We start from the raw sequence: 23,347 nt of genomic DNA on the forward strand, positions 1-23,347 counted from the left end.
CAGCATAATTCCTTGGACCAGATCCCTTAGGGAAGTTCGGCCGCCGCGATGGGCCCGGCTTCGACGGGTCCCAGATCAGGCGCTTCACGAAGTTCGACGACGGTCCCCGGCATCCCAAGTTCCAGCACCTTGATGCTGTTTTTGCCGTGCTTAAGCAACGGAGCGGGTGCGTAGAGGGTCACTTGTGGCCCCTTCTCCCAGTACCTGCCGAGCAGGAAGCCGTTGAGCCAGACGAAGCCCTTCCCGGAATCCGGCAAGGCGATGTACGTGTCGGCCGGCTCACCAATCTCGAAGTCAGCTCCGGCCAGTGCTTCCAGGTGTTCCTGCTTCCAGTCCGTCAATGCCACCGGAGTCTGCGTCCAGTGGAACGTATAGCGCTGGTTGATCAGGACGCCACCCAGAATGCCCTTCCCCTGACCTGTCATTGGGCCATAGTTGATGCGTCCCAGGTTCTCCACCAGAATCTCAAGCCGGGCGGAGACCCCTGTCCCCGTAACAACCAGTCCTTCCGCTGCGGTGACATCATCCAGTACACCGGCGAAGTCGCCATCCACCCATACATAGGCGCGGTCGTTCAGGCCGGTGATCTTCAGCCGGCTTTCGGTGGGCCTCCCTGATTGTCCCGGCAGGATGGCCTCCGCGCTGTACAGGACCAAGCCGGCGTCGAGTCCCAGTTGTTCGAAACTTAGGGGCTTGACACTGCTGACGGCCGCTCCTGGGTTTCGAAGGAGCCCCAACAGTTCCGGGGCACCGGATAGCGGCAGTGTTTGGGCCGGAAGAACGGGTGCGTCAGCCAGTAACCCGACGGGGAGTTCGGGCAGGTCGTCAATACCCTGGGCACGGAAGAACTCCCTGCGGAAGGCGTGGAACTTGGGCGTCAGTGTACCGTTTTCCGCGATGGGGGCGTCGGAGTCGTAACTGGTGACCGTGGGCTGGAGCATGGTGCCATCGTGGTTACTGCCGGAAGTGAGGCCGAAGTTGGTCCCGCCGTGAGCCATGTAGGCGCAGAGTGAACCGCCAAGGTCAAGCATTTTGCGTGCTTCCGCTGCGGCATCTTCGGCGTCGCGGCGGTGGTGGAGTTCGCCCCAGTGATCGAACCAGCCGCCCCAGAACTCAACGTTGAAGAATGGCTCTCCGGGACGGCGTCGCTGCCAGGTGGCTATGGCTTCATCGCCCCGGCTTCCCAGCGTTGCGGTGGCCCATGTCCCTTCGATCGACCCTCCGTCGAGGAAGTAGTCGTTGCCGCCGTCGGCCGTGAAAAGCAGTTCGGTGATGCCTCGCTCCTCCAGAACCCGCTTGTTCCACCGGATGTACTCGTGGTCGTCGCCGTAGCTGCCGTATTCATTCTCGATCTGCACGGCCACCACCGGCCCACCAACCGAGGCCTGGCGCGACGCGACGATAGGCAGGAGGTGGTCGAACCATTCCTCGATCGCCGCAGTGAAGACCGGATCCATGCATCGCAGGCCGATGCCGGGAATACCGGTCAGCCACGCGGGAAAGCCGCCGTTATCCCACTCGGCACAGATGTAGGGCCCAGGCCGGACAATGACGTCCAGCCCTTCTTCCGCTGCGAGGTCGATGAACCGTCCCAGGTCCCGCCAGCCGCTGAAGTCCGGTTCTTGACCGCGCTTAGGCTGGTGGAAGTTCCAGGCGACATAAGTGTCAACAGTGTTGGCGCCCATCGCCTTGAGTCGACGCAGGCGGTCCTGCCACAGATCCGGGTGTACCCGGAAGTAGTGGATGGCTCCGGCGAGGATACGATACGGTTCACCCGAACGGTAAAGGACGGCGTCGTGGTAGCTCAAGAGGGCGTTGTTCACACGGAACAGATTAGCTCAATTTCCAACATTTATGCACAGGTGATGAACACATGACCAATCTTGATACTTCCCCGGCGCAAGAGGTCTGCCCGGCAGCCCACGAAGGTCAAGGGCCTTGCGTTCAACTATGGCCCGAACGTGAGGTGCCCCTGGGCGGAGTCCGCGCGATGAACGTCTTCCGGACGCTGCCACAACGTGGGCTGCCCACCGTAGGGGCCTGGTGCTTCCTGGATAGTTTCGGCCCTGACAGGGTGGCCATGAGCGTCCTCCCCCACCCGCACAGTGGACTGCAAACGGTCACGTGGCCCCTCGAAGGCGCCGTCCGTCACCGTGACAGCGTTGGCAGCGATGTGGTGGTCCGGCCCGGCGAGCTGAACATCATGACTGCGGGCCACGGAATCTCGCACTCCGAGTTCTCCGTCCTGCCCGCCACCACAGCAGCGGGTTCGAGCCCGCTGGTGGAGGAAATCCCCATCTCCCGCGGTTTGCAGCTGTGGGTTGCGTTGCCCGAAGAGCATCGCCACCGCGCGCCGTCGTTCGAACAGGTCCGGGACCTGCCGGTAGCTGCGGGCCAAGGTTTCACCGCCACCGTCATGGTGGGCGAATTTGCCGGTCAACGCTCCCCTGCCACCATGTTCAGCCCGATTGTCGGAGTGGACATCACGGGCACGGGATCCTTGGATCTCCCTTTGCGACCGGACTTCGAACACGCCGTGTTGGTCCTGGACGGTCACGTGGTGATTGACGGTCAGGACATTGTGGCCGGGCCGCTGGCCTATCTCGGCGCCGGCAGGACCAGCCTTGCCGTGGAAGCAGAGCCGGACACCCGTTTCATGCTCCTGGGCGGCGAGCCGTTCGGCGAGGACCTGCTCATGTGGTGGAACTTCGTGGGCCGGACCCACGAAGAAGTGGAACTGGCCCGCGAGGAATGGGAGGCGGAGGGATTGCTCGACGACGCTGCTGCCGCCGCCTCACGCTTCGGCTTCGTCAAAGGCCACGGTCCCGACGCCGGGCCTGAAGCAGGCCGCATACCCGCGCCACCGCTCCCCGGAGTCAAGCTGCGCCCGAGAACCCGCAGCTGAGTTTTTGTACAGCTGATGCCCTCATTGAGACGTTTTAGGGACGTCGGCTGTACAAAACCTCCTACGAGCGGCGTTGCTCGGCCACCAACCGCGGCACGCCGAACACAGGGTCCTGCTGAAGAATCCGGACGTCCACAATCCCGTCCTCAGCCAGCTTGGCCTTGAACGCTTCCTGCAGCAACGGGACGTTCATGCCAAGACCGCTTCCAAGGATTACCGGACCATCCATTCCCAGCTGGCGAATGGCTTGCCGGGCCAGGTCAGCGAGGTCCCTGCCAGCCTGTTCCACCATGGCCTTGCTGATGCCGTCTCCGGCGTCGGCGGCTTCAACAACCAGCCTCGCCTGCTGTGCCCAGAAGCGGCGGCCGGTGTCCGGTGAGTGGAACATGGCAATCAGCTTGCCGGGTTCCTCCACTCCGCACGAATCCAGCAGCGCACGACTGAGCGCATCCGGCTCCAGGCCTTGGTTCATTCGCCTCAGACTGTGTCGAACGGCTTCACGCCCCAGCCAATAGCCACTTCCTTCGTCGCCCAGGAGGTAGCCCCAGCCACCCGCCCGGGCCTCTTCCCCGGCGTCGTTCTTTCCCCACGCGGCTGAGCCGGTACCGGCAATGACGGCAACGCCCGCACTCGCGCCGCCGGCCGCCAACAGGAGTCGGGAATCATGAACCACGGTGATGTGGGCCCCTGGCGCATGAGGCGCGATCAGGTCTGCGAGCGCCTGGGCGTCTTCCTCGGTATCGATCCCGCCGGCGCCAGCGTACACTTCGTCAATTTCGCCGCCACCGATTTTGCCGAACAGTTCGGCGAGGTTGGCTGCTGCCTGTTCCCTGCTGACGTTCTGCACATTGGAACTTCCGGCGCTCTCATCACTGACGGGCGCGCCATTCTGGAACCGTACGCCACGGGTCTTGGTGCCGCCGATATCGAGCCCGATGACCGTTCCACTCAAGGCCTCCGAAGAGGCAGGGGAATGCTGGGCAGAGTCAAGGTTGTTCACCGTGAAAGACTAGCTTGGAGCGTCCGGAGGAGAAACTGTCCATGCCACATCCCCTGTTCAACACACCGTTTATTGCCGCTCCCATGGCGGGCGGAACCTCAACGCCGGCGTTGGTTCGGGCCGTTCATGAGGGTGGTGGCCTGGGTTTCCTCGCGGCCGGCTACAAGAGCCCAGAGGCCATGAGCGCCGAGATCGCTGCGGCAAGGTCCCTCGGCATCCCTTTCGGCATGAACGTCTTCGTACCCGATCCACGCCAGCTCCCACCCGGTTCGGAGGCAGTGGCAAGGCTTGAGGCCTACCGGGCAGAACTGGAGCCAGAGGCCGCCCGGTACGGCGTGACCCTGCCTCCCTTGCGGCTCGATGACGACGACGCCTGGCAAAACAAGATCGACGCCCTCCTCGCAGACCCGGTGGAGTTCGTCAGCTTCGCTTTCGGCCTTCCAGGCAAACAGGTGGTGACCGCGCTGCGGAAGGCCGGAACGACCATTATTTCCAGCGTGACCACCGTCTCCGAGGCCTTGGCTGCCGTTGAAGAGGGTCCGGACGCCCTCGCCGTCCAGCACACTTCTGCGGGCGGGCACACGGCTGCCTTCCTGTCTGGCTCCCCGGAAACAGCGGGAACCCCGGCAGCCCGGACGACGGCGGAACTGGTCGCCCAGGTGCGTGCCGCCGTCGGACTTCCCCTGATCGCGGCGGGGGCCGTCATGGACAGCCGCGGACTACGTGAGGTGCTGGCGGCCGGGGCGTCAGCGGCCCAAATCGGGACCGCCCTGGTTCGGACCGACGAGAGCGGTGCCCGGCAACCACACAAGGACGCCTTGGGCGACCCCGTGTTCACACAAACCGCCATGACCCGGGCCTTTACCGGGCGTTCGGCACGCTCGCTGGTCAACGAATTCGTCCGTGACCATCAGGACGCACCCGAGGGCTACCCTGCCATCCATCACCTCACGGCACCGGTCCGGGCGGCCTCCTCCGCGGCCGGCGATCCGCAGCGCCTGAATCTCTGGGCGGGGACCGGCTGGCAGCGTGCACGGAAAGGTTCCGCGACGGACGTGGTCAGGGAGTACCTGAACGGGCTCTGACGAGTTCCGCCAGCAGTTCCCCGCCCTCGGCGACCACCAGTTCACGGAAGAGCCGCACAGCGTCCGGTTCGAAGCTTCTCTCCCTCCAGGCGAGGCCGATCTGTCGGAACGCCAGGTCTGATTCGATGGCCACTTCAACCAGTCCAAGTTCGGCTTTGGGAAGGAACTGGCCCGTTCCTGACCCGGGACCCGCGGGGGGAAGGATGCTGAACCCCAGGCCCGCAGAAACCAGCCCGCGGGCTGAGGTGGATTCCTGGACTTCAAAGGCAATCCGCGGGCGGAAGCCGGCCTCACGCAGGAGTGCTTCGCCCAGAGCCCGCAGGCCAACCCCGGCTGGAAGCGTGATGTAAGGGTCGTGGCGCAATTCTGAAAGGTGCACGCTGGCCCGCCCGGCAAGGGGGTGCAGGTAGTGCAGGACCACCCTGAGTGGCTCCCGGTAGAGCGGAAGGGACCGGATGCCTTTGCCTTCCGGCGCAATCGGTGCGGTCAGCGCAAAGTCCATCCCGCCGCTGGATAACTGCTGCAGGCAATCGTCGCGGGGACCTTGCCAGAGTTCGAAGACCGCATGGGGGTGGCGCCCTCGAAACGCGCTGATGAGCAGCGGAAGCGTCGCCTCTCCGAACGTGTGTTGGAAGGACACGCCGATGCGGCCCCTCACCACGTCCGACTCATGCCTGACCCTGTCCAGCCCGGCCTGGAAATTCTCCAGTGCTGCTTCGATGTAGGGCAGCAGTGTTCTGGCCTCGGCGGTGAGCCGGATGCCTCGGCCGTCGCGGATCAGCAGGTCCGCCCCTACGATCGCACTGGCCCTGGCCACGGCACGGCTCACTGTCGACTGTGGGACGCCAAGGATCTCGGCGGTTTCGGTCATGTGTTCCGTGCGGCCCAGTTCAGCAAGGACAGGCAGGAGCGGAAGAAGCTGAATGAGCTGATGATGGTCCGGCTCGATGGAGTTCCCCCTTCGTCGGAAGCCCGGTATCGGGGGGGCTTCACATTGATTCATGCTCTGATGCATCAATTGTAGGCAACCCATGCATTGGAATGCTGAGTTGTTGCCGCCCTACTCTTGCCGGGTGACCAACACCATCGCCACCGGCAGCGCAGAAATGTGGGACGGCCACGCCAAGGGTTCCCGCGGGTACAGCCGGATCCTCGCGGCATTGGCTCTGGCAGGGGTAGCCACCTTTGCCCAGCTGTACTCGACGCAGGCTGTCCTGCCCCTCATGGCCAACGACCTCAAGATCACTGCAGCCGAGGCCGCGCTCAGCATCTCCCTTGCCACCGTTGGCCTTGCCATCACCGTCCTGCCGTGGTCGTTCGTGGCGGACAGGATCGGCCGCGTGCGCGCCATGGCCATTGGCATCGCCGTGGCAACACTGCTGGGACTGCTGGTTCCCTTGGCGCCCACCGTGCCGTTGTTGATGATGCTGCGCACGTTGGAAGGAATGGCTTTGGGCGGCATCCCCGCCATAGCCATCGCGTACCTGAACGAGGAAGTGACCAAGGTCCACACAGCTTTAGCCGCCGGGACCTATGTAGCCGGAACAACGTTGGGCGGCTTGGCCGGGCGTCTGGTGGCCGGCCCAGTGGGCGAGCTCTGGGGCTGGCGTGCCGCGGCCCTTGCTGTCTCCTTGCTGGCAACCGTGTCCGCCGTCTTGTTCCTCATACTTGTACCCAGGCAGCGACGCTTCAGTCCAGCCCCGGCGCTGGGATTTCGGGGCGCACTCAAGACCCTGAAAGGGCACTCGAGCAACCCCAAACTGGTGTCGTTGTACCTGCAGGCCTTCCTGCTCATGGGCGGCTTCGTAGCGGTGTACAACTACCTGGGGTTTCGACTGCACGCAGAGCCGTTCGGGCTTCCTGCCACTGTAGTGAGCCTGATCTTCCTGGCGTATTTGTCCGGCACTGTCAGCTCACGGTGGGCCGCAGGACTGACCACGAGGTTTGGCAGGCGCAACGTCCTGGTGGCCGGAATTGCCATCATGTCCGCGGGGCTGGCGCTGACCCTGGTGGAGAACCTGGCAGCAACCCTCGCCGGGCTCGTGGTTTTCACAGGCGGCTTCTTCGCCGCGCACAGCGTTGGTTCTGGCTGGACGGGTGCCATCGCAACTACGGGCAGGGCGCAGGCGGCATCCCTGTACAACCTGTCCTACTACCTGGGCTCCAGCGTGATCGGCTGGGCCGGCGGCCTGGCCTTCCAGGCGTTTGGCTGGCCGGCTTTGGCGTTGAGCGTCATCGTCCTTTCGTGCACGACGGCGGCAGTGACCTTGATGGTGCACCGCACGCCACGCCAACCCCGCTGATTTCCAGCCGCCTGCCCCTAGAATCGGAGGCATGACACAGGTCACGAAAAACCGGGAACTGTCGTCACCGGAGCGTTTGCAGGCGTTTACGGATGCCGTGGTGGCGATTGCTTTGACGTTGTTGATCCTTCCGCTGATGGAGAGCGTGGGTGAGCTTGCAGACCACAACGGCACCACGGCCGAATGGTTGGCGAAAGAACAGTACGCTTTGCTTGGTTTCGTGCTGAGCTTTGTCCTCATTGCCGTGTTCTGGGTGCACCACCACAAGCTCTTCCGCAGCGTCAAGCACGTTGACCCGGGCCTGCTGTGGCTGACAGTGGCCTGGATGTTCACCATCGTGGCAATGCCGGTCGCTACATCGCTCTCCACCCAGATGCCCTACGACTGGGCCCAACCCCTGATCTACATCGGCACCCTGTTTGCCACCAGCCTCATGCTCCTCCTGGCCCGCGCGTACCTGCGGTCCCATCCCGACCTCCACACCATGGGTGATGCGGAATCGGTGTCGGGACTTCGAGCCAGCGGCATCGTTTCCGGGCTCTTCCTGTCGGCCCTGGTTCTGGCCGTTGCCATTCCTGGCGCAGGCAACTGGCCCCTGCTCCTGATGCTGCTCAGTGAGCCACTCCAACGACTGGACCGGCTACGGGTCCGCCGCGCAACGCACCAGTGAAACGATAGTCACCTGAAGAATTCACCAATTAGGATGGATGACAGGCAATTTCAGGAGGATCCGTGAGCAACCCCACGAAGAATGTTCGGTCAGGCACGGGCGGCGCCGAGCCGCTGGACGCGATCGACGAACGAATCCTCGCAGCGTTGGTGGATGACGCCCGGATCTCCAACAAGCAATTGGCAGAGCTTGTGGGGATCGCCCCCTCCACGGCCCTCATGCGGACCAGGGCTCTTTCCGAACGTGGAATCATCGAAGGCTTTGAGGCCGTGTTGAGCCTGCCGGCCATCGGCCGCTCCGTCCAGGCCCTCATCGCCGTCCGTCTCCGCGCCCATGACCGCGATCAGATCGACCGTTTCACGGCCCGCGTTCCGAAGCTTCCGGCGGTGATCTCCACATTCCACACCACCGGTTCCGTTGACTACTTACTGCACATCGCCGTCGCCAATACCGACGACCTCCGCAACTGGCTCCTGGACAACCTCGCCACGGATCCCGTGGTAGGCCACACGGAAACCACCATGGTCTTCCAGCACATCCCGGGCAACCGCGGACCGCTGCCGGAGTAGAACGGATAAGCGGCGCAGATCAGGAACGCGCTGCGCTCCGCAGCGAGATGGCCGCGAGTGTCAACGCCGCAACGCCGCACAGGACCGTGAAACCCACGACGGCGGCCTGCAGCCCAAGTGCCGAGACAGCCAGTCCCAGCCCGATCACCGGAACGGCACTTCCCAGGTACGTGATGACGTAGACGGTACTGATGACCTGAGCGTGGCGGGAAGCCTCAACCTGTCCGGCAACTTCATTGAAGACCTGCCGGAACGCAATGCCTTGACCCATGCCTGCCGTGATGCTCGCGGCCACCAGCAACCACGGGCTTGACCAGGAGGCCGCACCTCCCACCAGGACAACCGAGACACCCAGGACCGCCAAGGCCACGGGGACAACAAATCGGCCACGGGTACCCAAAAGCTGGCTCAGCGCCGAGGCGCCCAAGGTGACTCCTGCCAGCAAGCCGATCAGCGGCCGCGAGTCTGCATGGACCACACTGGCGAAGTACCCCGGTGCCAGTGATAGGCAGAAGCCGAACACCGCGAAACTGAGGAACCCGGTGGCAGCAGCCATCCAGAAGGCTCCGCGGGCATCACGGGAGATGGAAGGCTTGCGCGGGGCCAGTACCCTGAGGGGCTTCGGGCCTTCCGCCGGGGCGATGGCCGGCCTGGCCTTGAGGAGCCACAGGGGAATAAGGGCAGCTATCAATACCGCCGAATGGACGTAGTAAGGGGTGCGCGTGGGGTCCGGCAAGAGCGACAGGAGGCCGCCGATTGCGGGACCTGCCGCCACACCACCTGCCGAGGAAAGCAAAGTGAATCGGGAGGCCCACTCAGGCCTCTGGGGCAACAGTTCACGCAAAGCTGCTGAGCTGGCTCCGGTCGCCAGCCCCACCGCCACCCCCTGGAGGGCCCTCCCCACGGACAAGGCAACCAGCGTGTCCGCGTTCGCGAAGATCACACCACCCGCCAAACCGACCAGGACAGCCAACACCAGCGCCGCCCGACGCCCGATGTGGTCCGACCAGTGGCCCGCCACCATGAGGACACCCACCAGTGCAAGGACGTAGCTGGAGAAAGCCACTGTCACGTCCACCGATGTCATACCGAGCCTGGCCTGCAGCAACGGATACAACGGAGTGGCCAGGTTGGCGCCCACCAGCAGGGTAAAGATGACGACGCCGGTCAAGACCAGCCTGGCGGTGGTGGAGGCATCCCATCCCCAGCGGTCGGCGGTAACCGGACGCATGCGGAGTTCGCTCAAGACAGTCATTTCCATGCCTTCGGGCTCGGTGGCCGGCCTGGTTGGTTCCTTGTGGGAAGCGCAGTCCGACTAAGTATTGGTGGCAACAGAATGCAGCAGAGTTGATCTGAACATGCTGCAATAGTTTGAGAATTGAGCAAAAGACTCAAACTCAAACAAGCTAAGTGAGCTGGAGTGACCATTTGAACACCCTCGACCCCATGGACCTGAAGATCCTCCTGGAACTCATCAAGGATCCCCGCGTCCAGATCGCCGAGCTGAGCGACACCTTGGGCATTGCGCGCAACACTGCCCAGAGCCGGGTCAAGCGCCTTCTACGGTCCGGAGTGCTGCACGCCGCTGGCCGGGAGGTAGACCTCGAAAAGGTGGGGTACGACGTCGTCGCTTTCGTGACGATTGAAGTCACCCACCGCGAACTCGACGGCGTCATTGGCGCGCTGCGCCTGATTCCCCAGGTCCTGGAGGTCCACGAAATCTCTGGCCGGGGCGATCTGTGGTGCCGGGTAGTGGCAACCGACACCCACAACCTGCAGTCGGCACTGCGATCGGTCCTCCGCACCAAAGGCGTGATCCGGACGGAAACGGTGTTGGCCCTGCATACGCACATCCCCTACCGGACCGAACCACTGATCGAAAGGATGTCTGCGGCGCCAACACGGCCAAGGCAGGAGAGCCAGAGCCCCGGGTCACAGGTCCGAACCGACTAGGATTTCAGGAATGGATTGGCTCTCACACATCTCCCAGATCAACTGGTTCGCTGTACTTCTGGCCTTCGTTTCAAGCATGGTCATCGGCTTCGTCTGGTACATGCCGGCCGCCTTCGGACGCAGGTGGATGCAAGCGATCAACAAAACCGAAGACGACCTCAAGAATATTGAGGGCGGCGCCGGCATCTGGGTTCCCATGATGGTGGCCGCAGCGCTGACAAGCATTCTCCTGGCGGTCCTCATCAGCGCGCTGGAACTCAACACTTTTTGGGCCGGCGGATTCTTCGCGTTGATCCTGGCCTTGGTAGTCCGCGTCGGCGGCCACGTCATCCACAACGGCTTCGCCGGGCGCCCCTTCGCGGTGACTGTCATCGATTCCGGCCACGACATCGCGGCCATGACCATTGCGGGCGCCATCATCGGAGCCATGCAGTAGCGTTCAACCAGTGACCATCATTGATAACGCCGTCTACGTAGACGGCGTCCGCACAGCCACCCCGCACAGCCTCGAGCAGACGTTTGAGACCCTGGCGGAACACGGCGGCATGGCCTGGATCGGCTTGTATCGGCCCACGAAGGACGAGATGGCCGCCGTCGCCCAGGAATTCGGCCTCCACGAGCTCGCCGTGGAGGACGCCGTCTCCGCGCATCAGCGGCCCAAGCTTGAGCGATACGACCACAACCTGTTTACCGTCCTCCGCCCAGCCAGGTACCTCGATGAAACCGAGACGGTGGAGTTCGGCGAGCTGCACATCTTCACCGGACCAAACTTTGTGGTGACCATCCGGCACGCCGAAACCGGTGGAGTGGCCCGGGTCCGCCACCGGCTGGAGAAACGTCCGGACCTTCTCTGCCATGGGCCCGAAGCCGTGCTCTACGCGCTCCTGGACCAAGTGGTGGATGACTACGCGCCGGTAGTGGCAGGTCTTGAGAACGACATCGATGAGATCGAAGACCAGCTCTTCGGCGGCGACAGCACTGTGTCGCGCCGCATCTACGAGCTTGCCCGTGAAGTGATCCAGTTCCAACGGGCCATCCAGCCCCTCCCGGACATGATGGCGCTTTTGGAAAAGGGATTCGAAAAGTATGGCGTGGACATTGAGTTGCAGCGCTCCCTCCGCGACGTCGAAGACCACGTCCAGCGCGTCATCTCCCGCGTGAACTCCTTCCGGGATCTGTTGCAGAACGCCCTGACCCTGGATGGCACACTGACTGCAAACCGCCAGAACGAAGCCAGCGCCGCGCAGAACGAGCAAGTCAAAAAGATCTCCTCCTGGGCTGCCATTCTCTTTGCCCCCTCCTTCGTGGCGGGCGTGTACGGGATGAACTTCGACCATATGCCTGAGCTGCATTGGGACTTTGGCTATCCCCTGGCGGTGGGGCTCATGTTTGGTGCAGCCCTGCTCATGTACGTCATTTTCAAACGCAAAGGCTGGCTGTGACGCCTCTCCCGAGGCCTGTGCCCCGCTCTTCGCGGGACACACTGCGCGCTTTACTCGCGGGGATGGAGCACGACGCCGGACGGGCGGGTTTCGCGCTTGAGCCCGGTCAGCGGCAAGCAGCCGAACGGTTGGCCGCCTTCGGCGCCCAACTGACGGGCCGTCGTCGTGCACTTTCCCGGAAGGTGCCGCGGAGCCTGTACTTCCACGGACCGGTGGGCCGCGGCAAGACGTGGCTGATGGACAGCTTCTACGGACGGCTTGACGCACGGAAACGCCGTGTCCACTTCCACGACTTTTTCCGCAGGCTCCATGCGGGAACCCACGGCGTCGAGGCCAGCAGCGGAACTGCCATCCAGCAGTCCGTAGATGCGTTGTTGGATGGCATCGAGGTGCTGTTCTTCGATGAATTCCATGTCCATGATGTTGGTGATGGCATGTTCATTGCCCGGTTGTTGCGGTCTGCTGCACAGCGCCGCATCCCCCTGGTGGTGACCTCGAACTACGCCCCGGACAACCTCCTGCCCAATCCCCTATGGCACGACCATTTCCTGCCCACCATCGAGGCCATCAAAGAGATGATGGACATCGTGGAGATCGGGGGGCCCACGGATTTCCGCCGCTTTCCGGCCGCTGGAACTGCTCCTGCCGAAGGGTCCGCTGCGTTCCGCTCAGGTCGAATCGTCTCCCCCGGCACGCCCGGACAACTGGGGCGCCTCGGCCTCTTCCGGCCGGCACCATCCCAAGGCCGCGTTTTGCAACCGACAACCCAGCCGATTGTGGTCAGGAACTCCGACCCCGATGTGCTCTGGGTCGGTTTCGAGGAGCTCTGCGGTGGGCTCACCTCAACAGCGGATTTCCTGGTGTTGGCGGAGACCTATAAAACGTGGGTGATCGACGACGTTCCCTCCCCTGCAGGAAACGATTCGGCATCGGCGCCCTCCTGGCAGCGGTTCAGCAATGTGGTGGACGTGCTGCACGACCAGGACATCACGCTGTTCCTGGTCGGCGAGGGACCGTTGGAATGGGACATCGACGCATCCGGCGGTGATCTTTCGGTTTTGCCGGTGGATCTGGCGCGGATAGCGAGTCGGTTGTCCCTCTTGGGACGGTCAGAGCAGCACGATGGCGTGGACAGTGCTGTCCACAGTGAAGAGGCCGCCGGAAGCTAAGCTTCCGACGGCCACAGCATGGTAAGGGTCCGGCCTTAGATGACACCGCCGGCGGCGGACGGTGCACTGGCATCGTCGCCGCCATCGCCGACCGTTTCGCGGGCGACGTAGTTCTCGATGTCGAAGAGGTTCTCGGCCCGTTCCGTGATGTTGAGCAGCGTGGTCATGGAAGCAACTTCCTCAACCTGCTCCTTCAGGAACCACAGCATGAACTGCTCGCCCAAGGCATCTCCCTCCGCACGGGCAACGCGGAACATCTCTTCGATGTTGCGTGTGACTTCCTTTTCTTGCTCCAACGCCAACGCGATGGGCTCCTTGGCGTTGGAAAAGTTGTTGCGGACAGGGGCGATGCCCGGGATCTCAACGTGCACATTGCGGTCCAGCATGTACTGGACCATCATCATGGCGTGGTTTCGCTCCTCGAGCGACTGACGGTAGAAGTGCCGGGCGAGCTGCGGCAAGTCTTCGCCATCAAAGTACACAGCCACTGCGATGTATTGCTGGGAGGCTGCAAACTCATTCGCAACCTGGGCGGACAACAGCTCATTGAAAGTCTTCTTAGCCATGGCTCGATCCTACAGGCGGACAATACCGGTTCCGGTGGTGAGATTCGCCACTGCTCAGGGCAGCAGCAGACTGATCCACACACCCGCAGCGGCCGCCACGACGCTGACTGCCATGGTCCCCAAGCCGTTGATGACCGCCAATGCTGTACGCCCGCTTTGAACGAGCCGGATGGTCTCAAGGCTGGCGGTGCTGAAGGTGGTGTAACCCCCTAGGAAGCCCGTACCGAGGATGAGCAACAAGGACTCCGGTGCCTGGCCACGCATGACCAGGCCCGCCAGGAAACCCAGCAACAGGGAGCCCGAGATATTGATGATGACGGTCCCCCATGGGAAGGCAGTCTTCAGGCGTGCACGGACGAACCCGTCCACCACAAACCGCACTGCCGCACCCAGCCCACCGGCCAGTGCAAGAAGGATGACTGTCACGAGCGTCGTCCGGTTGCCCGCCGGTGATGCCAGGCGCCCAGCCAAATTCCAGCGGTGGCAGCGGCAGCCCCGCCCATTAGGCTCGCAGCGAGGTACCCCGCAGCTGCTGGAGCAGCTCCAGCGGTGAACAGGTGCACCGCGTCCAGGGCCAGCGTGCTGTAGGTGGTGTAGGCGCCCAGGAAACCCGTGCCCAAGGCGAGCCGCAGGACCCGGCGATTGCCGACGTCGGGCCCCCGGCGTGAAAGTCCCTCCAACAGCGCGCCCAACACCAGAGCACCCGAAAGGTTGATGACCAAGGTGGGAAGCGGCCACGCGCCGGGCGCGGGGATGAGCAGCCCCAGACCGTACCGCGCGAGTGCTCCGAACATCCCCCCGGCTGCCACGATCGCTATGAATCCCCAATGGAGGTGGACGGGGTTATTGGCCTCAGTCGTCGTCATCGTCAGTGGGGACCCTGGGATTGACGGGAACAACGAGCACCGGCCGGGCCTGGCGGTGGAACAGGTGCCGTGCCACCGAGCCTGCCGTCAGTTCTTTCAATGCAGCAGCCAGTTTGTGCTCCCGGGTACCCACCACGATCATGGACGCTCCAATGTCCTCAGCCTCACGGGCCAAAGCGCGGGCGGGTTCCCCCGCCAGATGGACCAGCGACCATTCAACGCCGTTGCCGTCCAAGTGGTCATGAAGGGTTTGCACCAGCGATTCGGGGATCCTGTGAAGATCCGCATCAATGCCGTCCGGATCGATCGGCGCTGCCGGCCCTCCGGTGCTGCCGTCCACCGGGTACACCGTGACGTCTGCATAGGCGCACACCAGCGGCAGCCGGGCACTGGCCGCCACAGTCGCTGCTTGTTGGAGGACCACTGGATGCTGCCCCGGCATGACGCCTACCAGGATGGGGCCGGCCGCACTGGTGGAGGCCTCGGAACGCGGGGCGGGAGTCTCTGTCACAAGGAAAGTCTACGGCGCGGTACTGGAGCCCGCGGTTGTTCTCAGGACTGTCGCCGGCCCGACCACAGGCCGTAGAGCAACGGGACCGCTGAGCTGATCATCAGCACATTGCCCAGTCCGGGATCGTCCGTCCGCAGAACGGCTCCGGCGATCAGGAGAGCGCCGAAGATCAGCGCCGCCACTGCCCGGCGCGCCGTCAGGATGAGACTCGCCATCTGCCGCTCCAGGCGCCGGTTGCCCACTTGGAGGGATCCTTCTTCCAGTCTCGAGACCAGCCCGTCCAGCCTCTTGGGCAGGCGAAGGGCGATGGCGGCGGCTTCGAGAGTTTGGGACGCGACATCGTTGATCAGGTTGCCGCGCTCGTCCCGCAGAAGTTGGGCCGCATATGGTTCCACCGAGTCCCACAGGTTGAAGCGGGCATCCAGAGAGCTGCACACGCCCGACGTCAGGGACATGGCCCTGATAATGAGCAGGAAATTCTCGGGCAATTGGAAGGGCAGTGACCGGATCACGCTGCCGAATTCAGTGCCGAATTCACGGAACTCCCGTGGGTCAACATCGCGAAGCTCGGCGAAGCCCATGCCACCGAAACGCGCAAAGAGCTGCGTCATCGCCCGCTCAAGCTCTGCGGTATCGGCTGACTGCATCAGCACCCCTACATCGCTGATGGCGGTGACCAGTCCCTTGCCGTCACGAGAGGCAGCGGCGATCAGGAGCTTCCGCAGGCCGCTTCGCGTCTCCATGGGAACCTCGCCCATCATTCCGAAGTCTATGAAGGTCAGTTTCCACGGATGTTCACTGGAAGGATCATTGGCCGGAGTAACGAAGATATTGCCGGGATGGGGATCGGCGTGGAAGAAACCCTTGGTGAACAACTGGTCAAACATCACCGAGGCGAAGACCGGTGCCACTTCGGTGGGGTCTATGCCGGCCAAGCGAAGCGAGTCCGCGTCCGTAATCTTGATGGCCGTGACATCTTCGAGAGTGAGCACGCGGCGGGTGGTCCGCTCCCACACCACCGCCGGAACGGTCACCCGGGCGTCATCGGCGAAGTCAGCAGCAAACCGCTCTGAATTGGCGGCTTCATTCAAGTAGTCGATTTCCTCGAGGCTGGTCTGCGCGAATTCCTTGATCAGCGCAGGAACGTCCGCACGGTTCGAAACGAGGCGGATGCGGCTGAGCCAGCCTCCCACTTGCCGCAAGGCAGCGAGGTCGACGTCTACTATTTCGGCGATGCCAGGCCGCTGCACCTTGAACACGACACTGCTGAGACCGGTGTCCTCGGCGTTACCGGAGAGCAGTTTCGCCCGGTGTGCTTGTCCCAGTGAAGCTGCCGCGATGGGAGTCTCCTCGACCGAAGCAAACACTGCCTCCAGGGAAGCCCCAAGTTCGGCCTCAGCCAAGGCCCGGATGGCGTGGAAAGGGACAGGCGGAACTTCGTCCTGCAGCCCCTCCAGCTCCGAGGTAATTTCCGGCGGGAGCACATCGAGCCGGGACGACATGAACTGGCCCACCTTGATCATCAGCCCGCCGAGCTCCACCGCGAGGCCATGAAAACGCCGGGCGAAGCGCCGCATTCTGTTGGCGCGGTTCCGTTCTGTCAGCCTGCGCAGGCCCACTCTGGGCAGGAACAGCTCGAACCACCAGGTCACCGCCAAATGCCATGCGGCGAATCGCAGGATTCGGCGATAACGGGCACGAGGGTTCCCAGCTCCCCTCAGGGAATCAGCCCGTTCGCGCCGAATCGACGTCACCCCTTCAGTCCTGGGCGAGGATCGAGTACAGGCGGCGGCGTGCCTCCTCAAGCACCGTTACAGCCTCCTGCACTTGCTTGGGTGTCCCGGTACGGCCGACCTGCGCCGCAGCCTGCGCCAGGTCCACACCGGCCTTGGGCAGTGCAGCGAAACCCGGGCTCGATGACGTTCCCAGGGAATCCCATGGCGCTGACGTTTCGGAGCCAGCCACGTCCTCCCGGCCCGCTTCGGTCAGGGAGTAGATTTTGCGCCCGTTGGACTCCTCTGCACTGACGAAACCTTCGTCCGCCAACAGCTGCAGGGTGGGATAGACAGAGCCGGCACTCGGCTTCCAACTACCGCCGCTGCGCTCTTCGATTTCATGAATGATCTGGTAACCGTGCATGGGACGCTCAGCAAGCAGGGCAAGGATCGCCGATCGCAGCTCACCGCGGCCCGCACGGGTTCCGGAACGCTTTTCGAACCGGGAACGGAACTCCTCTACGGCTTGCCACATGCCGTCCAGGTTGTTGCCCATGAATCCGTTTGCAGGGAATGAATTGTGCATCAAGCTCACCTCAATCAGTCGCGAACGATACTAAACGATAGTTAACGATATACCCCCAAGCGGCTCCGGATCAACGAAGTGCTGGCGGCTGGATCATGCTGGCAGTCCCGGCTGCTCCGGAAAACGGCGGTAAGGAGATGAGGTGTTGGGTCGTCGAGACAGTTCCGTCGTCGCAGGATGGGCGATGATCACCATCCTCGTCGGTGACACGACTCCGAAGAAAGACCCTTAAGCGCAGGGCCGGACAGCACTTCTGGGTGATGCCGTCCGGCCCCAGCCGCGGAACCTTGGGGCAGCCCCGGCGAACGAGGGGGATCATTGGCCGTTGCGTGGGATCCGCTGGGTTCAGTAAAGACGATCCCCGCTGCGGGCACACGAGTAGTTGGTACTCGTCTTTTGCTTGTGCTTGAAGGATTCTCTACTTGCCGAGGACGACAGCCGGAGGGCTGAATTGTGGAGCTAAGGAGATTCGAACTCCTGACCTCTTCGATGCGAACGAAGCGCTCTACCAACTGAGCTATAGCCCCTGGACCAGTCCGTTACCGTCCGGCCAGTGTCCTTAGGCTACAAACTTTCCCGGCGCTTTTCCAACCACGACACGAACGTCTCCACACCATCCTTTTGCCCGGGGATCAGGTTGTTGCCGGATCGCAGGAATGCACCCATCGCCCCGGGCAACGGCACCTCCACAATCCTTCCCCGCGCGCCGGTAATTGCCTTCCACGACTCCGCCATCTGCCGCATGGTGAGCAGTTCCGGACCAACCACCGTACGCTGGCGGTGACGTTCAGGAGCGGGGCTCTCCACGGCAGCGTCCAGCAGAGCCCCTGCAACGTCAACCGGCGAGATGGTCTGGAACCTTGTGCGCTTGAAGACAGGAATAAGGCGCACTTTGGCCCCGGCAGCGAAGATCATTGCCACCAGGCCGTGAAACTGTGTTGCGCGAACCACCACGGTCTCCAGCGGAGAAGCAGAGTACTTCCGCTCTTTCCCAACCTTCGAGACGTAATACGAGTATGTACTGAGATCGCAGTTAATGATGGACAACGCCACTGCCTTGCCGACCCCCGCACGGTGAGCCGAGGCAAGAAGCCGGGCACCGCCGTCGGCGAATTTTTGTTGGGCTTTGCCGAACTGACCTTCAAGGCAGTCAATCACGACGTCGGCGCCCTCCAGTGCGGCCGCCAGCCCTTCTCCTGAGGTGACGTCGCCCGCAACGTAGGTGGCGCCGTCGTGATGCTTCTCCGAGCCGGTAGGCGGCATGTGGCGTGACAAGGAGGTCACCGCATGACCCGCATCCAGAGCAAGACGGACAACCTCGCGACCTACCTGGCCGGTACCACCCGCGACGCAGATACTGGCCATGCGTGGCTAGGCGCGGCGGCGCTGCAGAACGTCGTCCAGGTTACTGAGCGCGCTCTGCCCCTTGGCGGAGACGGCAGCAGATGCCTCGGCCTGCTCAGCACCTTGCTTCAGGACGGGCTTGCCCACAGGTTTGGGTGCCTCAGGGAGGTCCAGCGGTTCAGGGGCCGGCCTTGAGGCCTTGGCGGCTTCAACATACGTGGGCTTGGGAACTGCGACAGGCTCCCAGCTGGAACCTTTGGAATCGGTTGCCTGCGCTGATGTGTCCCCTGCGGCAACGGCAACCGCCAAGGCAGCCTGGCGAAGCTCGACCGCGGACAAGCGCGCAGCTTCACGAGCGGTGGCTTCGGCGTCGAAAACAGTGGTTTCCTTCGCTTCCACTGCCGGTTCCTTCGGCAAGTAGCGTGCGGGCGTCGGGATGGGGGCTGCCTGTGCCGCACGGCGTGCCCGGCGTTCGCGAAGATCCCTGAGAGCGAGCTTCCGCAACGTTACGACGGCGAGCACCGCACCAATGAAGGACACCAGCGGCAGCCAGAACGATCCGGCGCCAAAGATGAGAAGGAAGCCCGAAACGGCCGCGGTCACCAGCAAGGCAAGGCCGGCCAAGGCCAAAGTGAGCCGGGCATAGCGGATGGTGAATGGAGTAGTGGGCGCTTTCCGCAGGGACGCCTCAGCCGTGCGGGATTCCTGGGGCGACGCCGGTGCTTTGCTGTGCATGGTCTCCATCGGTTTCTCCTGCTGAGGTGCCAAAGTCAGTACCACCCCTGCCTGCGGTTCGTCTGGTTCGTCGTCGATTGCCCCTGCTGGAACAGCGGCCGATTGGACTTGTTGTCGCCGGTTCCGGAGAACATAGGGCGCCACCCAGACCATCCACAGCGCAACAGTGACCACGAGTATCACTGAGCTGCTGAGAGGGAAGTCCACATTCAAAACCGTAGAAGCAAATCACCGGGCGCGGCGGCATTGCGGCCGGTGTGTCGTCGTCGAGTCCTCAAATGACTGGATATACGGACAAAATGGCCTATGACCTGCCCGTTTATCCTCTGAGCCAGCGACGCAACAGACCCTCAGGAACCTCGTCCGAGGTCAGGGCAAAGGATCGGTGGTCAGCCCATTCGCCGTTGATGTGCAGGTACCGTTCCCGATACCCCTCATCACGGAATCCAAGCTTCTCCACCACCCTCAGGCTGGGCGTGTTTTCGGGCCTGATGTTGATTTCCATGCGGTGAAGGCCCAACACCTGGAAACAATGGTCCGTTGCCATGGCCACCGCCGTCGGAGCAATACCGTGACCGGCCCGTTCCTTATCGACCCAGTACCCCAGCGTGGCCATCATGGCCGATCCCCAAATGATGGAAGACACCGTCAATTGCCCTACGATGAGCGGCTCCCGGAAACCGGGAGTCCGCTCGACAATGAGGAAAGGCAATGCCGTGGACTGGCGTGCTTGGTTGTTCAGCGAGGCCACCATCTGCCGATAACTGGGCAGGCGCCCACCCGGTGCCGGGTTGGACGCCTCCCAGGGAGCAAGCCATTCGCTGTTCCGCGAACGGACTTCAGACCACTCCCGCTTGTCGCGGTATCGGATAGGGCGAAGAAGCAGGTCTCCGCTTTCCAGCGTCACCGGCCAGATCGCAGAGCCGTACATCCTGAGGTTACTTGGGAAGCGAGGCAGTGAAGGTCGGCAGCCACTCACGCAGTTCCGGACCAAGGTCCTCGCGTTCGCAGGCCAACTCGATGCAGGCCTTGAGGTAGCTGAGTTTGTCACCGGTGTCGTAGCGACGGCCCCGGAAAACAACGCCGTACACCCCGTAGCCTTCACCTTCGCCGGCTGCCAGTACCTCGAGGGCGTCAGTCAGCTGGATCTCGCCACCACGGCCCGGCTCAGTCTTTTCAAGGACATCGAACACTGCCGGATGCAGCACGTAGCGGCCGATCACGGCAAGGTTGGACGGCGCTTCTTCCGGAGAAGGCTTTTCCACGAGCTGCTTGATGCGGACGTAGCCGTCTTCACCGATCTCCTCGACGTCGGCGCAACCGTAGGCGCTGATCTTGGAGGGCTCCACCTCGATCAGGGCAACCACGGAACCGCCGGTCTTTTGCTGGACGGCGATCATGTCGCTCAGGAGGTCATCACGGGCGTCGATCAGGTCATCGCCGAGGAGGACGGCAAAAGGCTCGTGTCCGACGTGCTGCTTTGCACGAAGGACAGCGTGGCCCAGGCCGTTGGGGTCGCCTTGGCGGACGTAGTGGATGTCACCGAGGTTGGTGGCGGATTGGATGGCCTCAAGCTTGGCGGTATCGCCCTTTTCGGCCAGCGTCGCTTCCAGCGCCGGCACACGGTCGAAATGATCCTCCAAGGCGCGCTTGCTGCGCCCCGTGATCATCAGGACGTCGTGCAGGCCAACCTTGACCGCTTCTTCGACGACGTACTGGATGGCTGGCTTGTCAACCACGGGCAGCATTTCCTTCGGCATCGCCTTTGTTGCAGGCAGGAAACGGGTACCAAGACCCGCTGCGGGGATGACGGCCTTACGGACAGCATTGTTATCGAGAGTCACCGGACTAATGTAACGGAAGGAATACATCATCGGCTAAACCCTCGCCGCGCCGGGCCAACATTTCTGTGGACTGGACGGCAGCTTTTGTCGCCGCACCGGCATCAGACGAACCTCACGATCGGACACCCATGGCATCGAAGGAAGACATCCGCAGCAGCCGCCGCCTCCAAAGGCGCGCCCTCTCCCCCGAGCAAATCGCTGCTTCCGGCGCGTCGATCGCGCAGCATGGAACGGGATGGGCGGCCGCAGCATCCTCCGGCACGGCGGCCACTTTTGCCGTCTATGTAGGTGTCGCGTTTGAGCCACCCACCATGCCGCTCATCCATTCCTTGCACGAGGCCGGACACAGGATCCTCCTTCCCGTGTGCGAACCCGGCCGGCAGCTGAGCTGGGTCTATTGGACCCCGGCCACAGTTTTCGTCCGCTCCTCCTACGCCCCTATCGACGAACCCGAGGGCAAACGCCTGGAAAGCCAGGTGGTGGCCGGCGCTGCGGGGATCTTCATGCCCGCCACAGCAGTGGACAGGGATGGCAACCGGATCGGCCAGGGCGGCGGCTATTACGACCGGCTCCTCCATGCGCTCGACGATTCCGGCCAGCGGCCGCCCACCATTGCGGTGGTGTACGACGCCGACCTGTTGCCTTCAGGTTCAATTCCCGCCGAAGCATTCGACCGCCCCGTGCGGGAGGTGCTGACTCCCTCCGGCGTGGTCCGCCTTGGCAGCACGGAAGGTCCCAACGGCACTCCGGGCACGGGCGGCCTTACGCATACCGCCTGATGGCCTCGGAATGCCTGGTGAGGTCCGGCACATCCACTGGCGCATGTACTGCAGACCGATGATAGAATTGGCACTCAGGCCCTGCGACTGCTAATGCGAAGCGAAATCTCCGCCGTTGCTGCACAGGACCTGACCTTTGTCCTGAAGGAGGAACTCAGTGCCCACATACGCATACGCCTGCAAAGACTGTGACCATGCCTTTGACATCGTCCAGTCCTTCTCTGACAGCTCCCTGACGGAGTGCCCCGAGTGCAAGGGCGCCCTTCGCAAGAAGTTCAACAGCGTCGGCGTCGTCTTCAAGGGCTCTGGTTTCTACCGGACTGATTCCCGTGATGCCAAGGGCAGCACTGTTTCAGCTGCACCTGCCGCCGCGTCGTCTGCTCCAGCACCCGCCCCGGCACCGGCAGCTGCAGCCAGCTAACTTCACCCCTTTTCCACATAGCGCATCAGGCCCCTGTATTGAGGCCCGCACGGCTGGTTAACGTGGCGGCATGCCACAACAGTCTCGAAGCGCCCTCCTTGCCCGCGCCCGGCGTTCAGCGTCGCCTGCCGGCCCCTGGCCCCCGGTTCCGTCTGGTGCGGGAGGGCGGTCGCCCCGACGGCGCAGCAATGCCGCAAGCTTTCACCGGCCGTTGGATCATTCTGCCTCCCAAGCCAGAAGGCGAAGGATCGGCTCCTGGATCGCCCGGAACCGCCGTCTCACTGTAGCCCTCCTGCTGTGCCTGGCCGCCGGCATTGCCGTCCACCAGCTGACTCCGGCTTCGGAGCTGCGGATCAGCGTCATGGTGGCCGCCCGTGACCTCCCCACGGGAACCACTCTCACAGAAGCCGATTTCACCCGGGTGGGAGTGCCCCAGGACCTCGCCGTCACCGGAGCCCTCTCAGATGGCGGGGACCTCACAGGCAGACAGTTGGCCGCTCCCTTGAGCCGGGGGCAGATCCCCACTGAGTCCAGCCTCCTGGGTCCCGGGCTTCTCACTGGATCACCCGTGGGCACCGCAGCCGTTCCCCTGCGGATGGCCGACCCGTCGTCCATCCAGCTCCTCTCCCCCGGCCAGTTGGTCACGGTGGTCCTCACGGCAGCCGGATCCTATGACGAATCCAGGGAAACACAAGTACTCGCCGGTCCCGTCCCCGTGCTCTGGACCTCAGCCCACGGGGGCAAGGCAGGCGAATGGCTGGGCACCAGCGACACCGAAGGCTTGGTGGTGGTTGCTGCGGATCCACAGCAAGCAGAAAAGCTTGCCGGCGCATCAACGCACGGCAAGCTTTTCTTTGTTTTGGTCAACCCGTGATGGGTGGTTC

26 protein-coding genes and 1 tRNA gene are annotated in these 23,347 nt (G+C 63.2%); 12 read left to right on the forward strand and 15 right to left on the reverse strand.

Features of this window, described 5'->3' with window-relative positions; translation table 11 throughout:
* Window positions 1-26 precede the first annotated feature (26 nt).
* Window positions 27-1,823 (reverse strand): glycoside hydrolase family 35 protein, encoded by a 1,797-nt coding sequence (locus tag ABIE35_RS00125; protein ID WP_354511858.1) that lies wholly within the window; start codon window positions 1,821-1,823, stop codon window positions 27-29.
* 50 nt (window positions 1,824-1,873) lie between these two features.
* Here ABIE35_RS00125 and ABIE35_RS00130 point away from each other — a divergent pair, with 50 nt between their 5' ends.
* Complete coding sequence (locus tag ABIE35_RS00130) at window positions 1,874-2,905, forward strand: pirin family protein (protein ID WP_354511860.1); 1,032 nt, start codon at window positions 1,874-1,876, stop codon at window positions 2,903-2,905.
* A gap of 61 nt (window positions 2,906-2,966) precedes the next feature.
* On the opposite strand, the gene ABIE35_RS00135 is transcribed toward ABIE35_RS00130, so the two are convergent.
* A complete protein-coding gene (locus ABIE35_RS00135) occupies window positions 2,967-3,905 on the reverse strand; it encodes an N-acetylglucosamine kinase (RefSeq protein WP_354511862.1) in 939 nt (312 codons plus the stop codon).
* Between the two features lie 41 nt (window positions 3,906-3,946).
* Here ABIE35_RS00135 and ABIE35_RS00140 point away from each other — a divergent pair, with 41 nt between their 5' ends.
* Complete coding sequence (locus ABIE35_RS00140; protein WP_354511863.1) at window positions 3,947-4,990, forward strand: nitronate monooxygenase; 1,044 nt, start codon at window positions 3,947-3,949, stop codon at window positions 4,988-4,990.
* Here the strand turns inward: ABIE35_RS00140 and ABIE35_RS00145 are convergent.
* Window positions 4,965-5,939, reverse strand: coding sequence for a LysR family transcriptional regulator (locus tag ABIE35_RS00145; RefSeq protein ID WP_354512333.1), 975 nt, complete (start codon window positions 5,937-5,939; stop codon window positions 4,965-4,967). The two genes, ABIE35_RS00140 and ABIE35_RS00145, sit on opposite strands and share 26 nt — an antisense overlap.
* Before the next feature lie 157 nt (window positions 5,940-6,096).
* Between ABIE35_RS00145 and ABIE35_RS00150 the strand changes: the two genes are divergently transcribed.
* From ABIE35_RS00150 to ABIE35_RS00160, 3 genes are all read left to right on the forward strand, one after another.
* Window positions 6,097-7,293 (forward strand): MFS transporter, encoded by a 1,197-nt coding sequence (locus ABIE35_RS00150; RefSeq protein ID WP_354512334.1) that lies wholly within the window; start codon window positions 6,097-6,099, stop codon window positions 7,291-7,293.
* A 31-nt stretch (window positions 7,294-7,324) separates the two neighbouring features.
* Window positions 7,325-7,963: a TMEM175 family protein gene (locus ABIE35_RS00155; RefSeq protein WP_354511865.1), complete on the forward strand. Its 639-nt coding sequence runs from the start codon at window positions 7,325-7,327 to the stop codon at window positions 7,961-7,963.
* Between the two features lie 62 nt (window positions 7,964-8,025).
* On the forward strand, window positions 8,026-8,532 hold the full coding sequence (locus ABIE35_RS00160) for an Lrp/AsnC family transcriptional regulator (RefSeq protein ID WP_354511867.1): 507 nt from the start codon (window positions 8,026-8,028) through the stop codon (window positions 8,530-8,532).
* Between the two features lie 19 nt (window positions 8,533-8,551).
* Here the strand turns inward: ABIE35_RS00160 and ABIE35_RS00165 are convergent, their stop codons facing one another.
* Window positions 8,552-9,787 (reverse strand): MFS transporter, encoded by a 1,236-nt coding sequence (locus ABIE35_RS00165; RefSeq protein ID WP_354511869.1) that lies wholly within the window; start codon window positions 9,785-9,787, stop codon window positions 8,552-8,554.
* Window positions 9,788-9,960: 173 nt separating this feature from the next.
* Here ABIE35_RS00165 and ABIE35_RS00170 point away from each other — a divergent pair, with 173 nt between their 5' ends.
* The 4 genes from ABIE35_RS00170 (at window position 9,961) to zapE (ending at window position 13,096) form a co-directional block, all read left to right on the forward strand.
* Window positions 9,961-10,485 carry an Lrp/AsnC family transcriptional regulator gene (locus ABIE35_RS00170; protein ID WP_354512335.1) on the forward strand — a complete coding sequence of 175 codons (525 nt, stop codon included), beginning with the start codon at window positions 9,961-9,963 and terminating at the stop codon, window positions 10,483-10,485.
* Window positions 10,486-10,495: 10 nt separating this feature from the next.
* On the forward strand, window positions 10,496-10,921 hold the full coding sequence (locus ABIE35_RS00175; protein ID WP_354511870.1) for a DUF1761 domain-containing protein: 426 nt from the start codon (window positions 10,496-10,498) through the stop codon (window positions 10,919-10,921).
* A gap of 10 nt (window positions 10,922-10,931) precedes the next feature.
* Window positions 10,932-11,927: a magnesium/cobalt transporter CorA gene (gene corA / locus ABIE35_RS00180; RefSeq protein ID WP_354511872.1), complete on the forward strand. Its 996-nt coding sequence runs from the start codon at window positions 10,932-10,934 to the stop codon at window positions 11,925-11,927.
* A 62-nt stretch (window positions 11,928-11,989) separates the two neighbouring features.
* Window positions 11,990-13,096 (forward strand): cell division protein ZapE, encoded by a 1,107-nt coding sequence (zapE, locus tag ABIE35_RS00185; RefSeq protein WP_354511874.1) that lies wholly within the window; start codon window positions 11,990-11,992, stop codon window positions 13,094-13,096.
* Between the two features lie 35 nt (window positions 13,097-13,131).
* Here zapE and ABIE35_RS00190 read toward each other — a convergent pair whose 3' ends face one another.
* The 11 genes from ABIE35_RS00190 to galU all read right to left on the reverse strand — a co-directional run bounded on the left by ABIE35_RS00190 (window position 13,132) and on the right by galU (window position 21,293).
* A complete protein-coding gene (locus ABIE35_RS00190) occupies window positions 13,132-13,662 on the reverse strand; it encodes a ferritin (protein ID WP_207594172.1) in 531 nt (176 codons plus the stop codon).
* Between the two features lie 54 nt (window positions 13,663-13,716).
* Window positions 13,717-14,088 (reverse strand): fluoride efflux transporter CrcB, encoded by a 372-nt coding sequence (crcB, locus tag ABIE35_RS00195; RefSeq protein WP_207594173.1) that lies wholly within the window; start codon window positions 14,086-14,088, stop codon window positions 13,717-13,719.
* Window positions 14,085-14,528, reverse strand: coding sequence for a fluoride efflux transporter FluC (locus tag ABIE35_RS00200; RefSeq protein WP_354511876.1), 444 nt, complete (start codon window positions 14,526-14,528; stop codon window positions 14,085-14,087). Before ABIE35_RS00200 ends, crcB begins: the two co-directional genes overlap by 4 nt.
* Window positions 14,515-15,039 carry a universal stress protein gene (locus ABIE35_RS00205; RefSeq protein WP_337339382.1) on the reverse strand — a complete coding sequence of 175 codons (525 nt, stop codon included), beginning with the start codon at window positions 15,037-15,039 and terminating at the stop codon, window positions 14,515-14,517. The genes ABIE35_RS00200 and ABIE35_RS00205 overlap by 14 nt, the downstream gene beginning before the upstream one ends.
* Window positions 15,040-15,080: 41 nt before the next feature.
* Window positions 15,081-16,793 carry an ABC1 kinase family protein gene (locus tag ABIE35_RS00210; RefSeq protein ID WP_354511878.1) on the reverse strand — a complete coding sequence of 571 codons (1,713 nt, stop codon included), beginning with the start codon at window positions 16,791-16,793 and terminating at the stop codon, window positions 15,081-15,083.
* Window positions 16,794-16,797: 4 nt separating this feature from the next.
* Window positions 16,798-17,340 carry a PadR family transcriptional regulator gene (locus ABIE35_RS00215; protein ID WP_089595737.1) on the reverse strand — a complete coding sequence of 181 codons (543 nt, stop codon included), beginning with the start codon at window positions 17,338-17,340 and terminating at the stop codon, window positions 16,798-16,800.
* Window positions 17,341-17,794: 454 nt separating this feature from the next.
* Window positions 17,795-17,867, reverse strand: a tRNA-Ala gene (locus ABIE35_RS00220).
* Between the two features lie 37 nt (window positions 17,868-17,904).
* On the reverse strand, window positions 17,905-18,705 hold the full coding sequence (locus tag ABIE35_RS00225) for an SDR family oxidoreductase (protein WP_354511880.1): 801 nt from the start codon (window positions 18,703-18,705) through the stop codon (window positions 17,905-17,907).
* Window positions 18,706-18,711: 6 nt separating this feature from the next.
* Entirely contained in the window at window positions 18,712-19,593 is an 882-nt protein-coding gene (locus ABIE35_RS00230; RefSeq protein WP_354512336.1) for a hypothetical protein, read from the reverse strand.
* 145 nt (window positions 19,594-19,738) lie between these two features.
* Window positions 19,739-20,350, reverse strand: coding sequence for a GNAT family N-acetyltransferase (locus tag ABIE35_RS00235; protein WP_354511882.1), 612 nt, complete (start codon window positions 20,348-20,350; stop codon window positions 19,739-19,741).
* A gap of 7 nt (window positions 20,351-20,357) precedes the next feature.
* On the reverse strand, window positions 20,358-21,293 hold the full coding sequence (galU, locus tag ABIE35_RS00240; protein WP_502921341.1) for a UTP--glucose-1-phosphate uridylyltransferase GalU: 936 nt from the start codon (window positions 21,291-21,293) through the stop codon (window positions 20,358-20,360).
* A gap of 98 nt (window positions 21,294-21,391) precedes the next feature.
* Here galU and ABIE35_RS00245 point away from each other — a divergent pair, with 98 nt between their 5' ends.
* From ABIE35_RS00245 to cpaB, 3 genes are all read left to right on the forward strand, one after another.
* Entirely contained in the window at window positions 21,392-22,042 is a 651-nt protein-coding gene (locus tag ABIE35_RS00245; RefSeq protein ID WP_354511885.1) for a 5-formyltetrahydrofolate cyclo-ligase, read from the forward strand.
* A 157-nt stretch (window positions 22,043-22,199) separates the two neighbouring features.
* The gene (locus ABIE35_RS00250; protein WP_354511887.1) at window positions 22,200-22,463 is read left to right on the forward strand and encodes an FmdB family zinc ribbon protein; all 264 of its coding nucleotides are present in this window, start codon (window positions 22,200-22,202) and stop codon (window positions 22,461-22,463) included.
* Between the two features lie 70 nt (window positions 22,464-22,533).
* A complete protein-coding gene (gene cpaB / locus ABIE35_RS00255; protein WP_354511889.1) occupies window positions 22,534-23,337 on the forward strand; it encodes a Flp pilus assembly protein CpaB in 804 nt (267 codons plus the stop codon).
* Window positions 23,338-23,347 lie beyond the last annotated feature (10 nt).

The organism is Paenarthrobacter sp. 4246 (assembly GCF_040546855.1).
Taxonomy (GTDB): Bacteria; Actinomycetota; Actinomycetes; order Actinomycetales; family Micrococcaceae; genus Arthrobacter.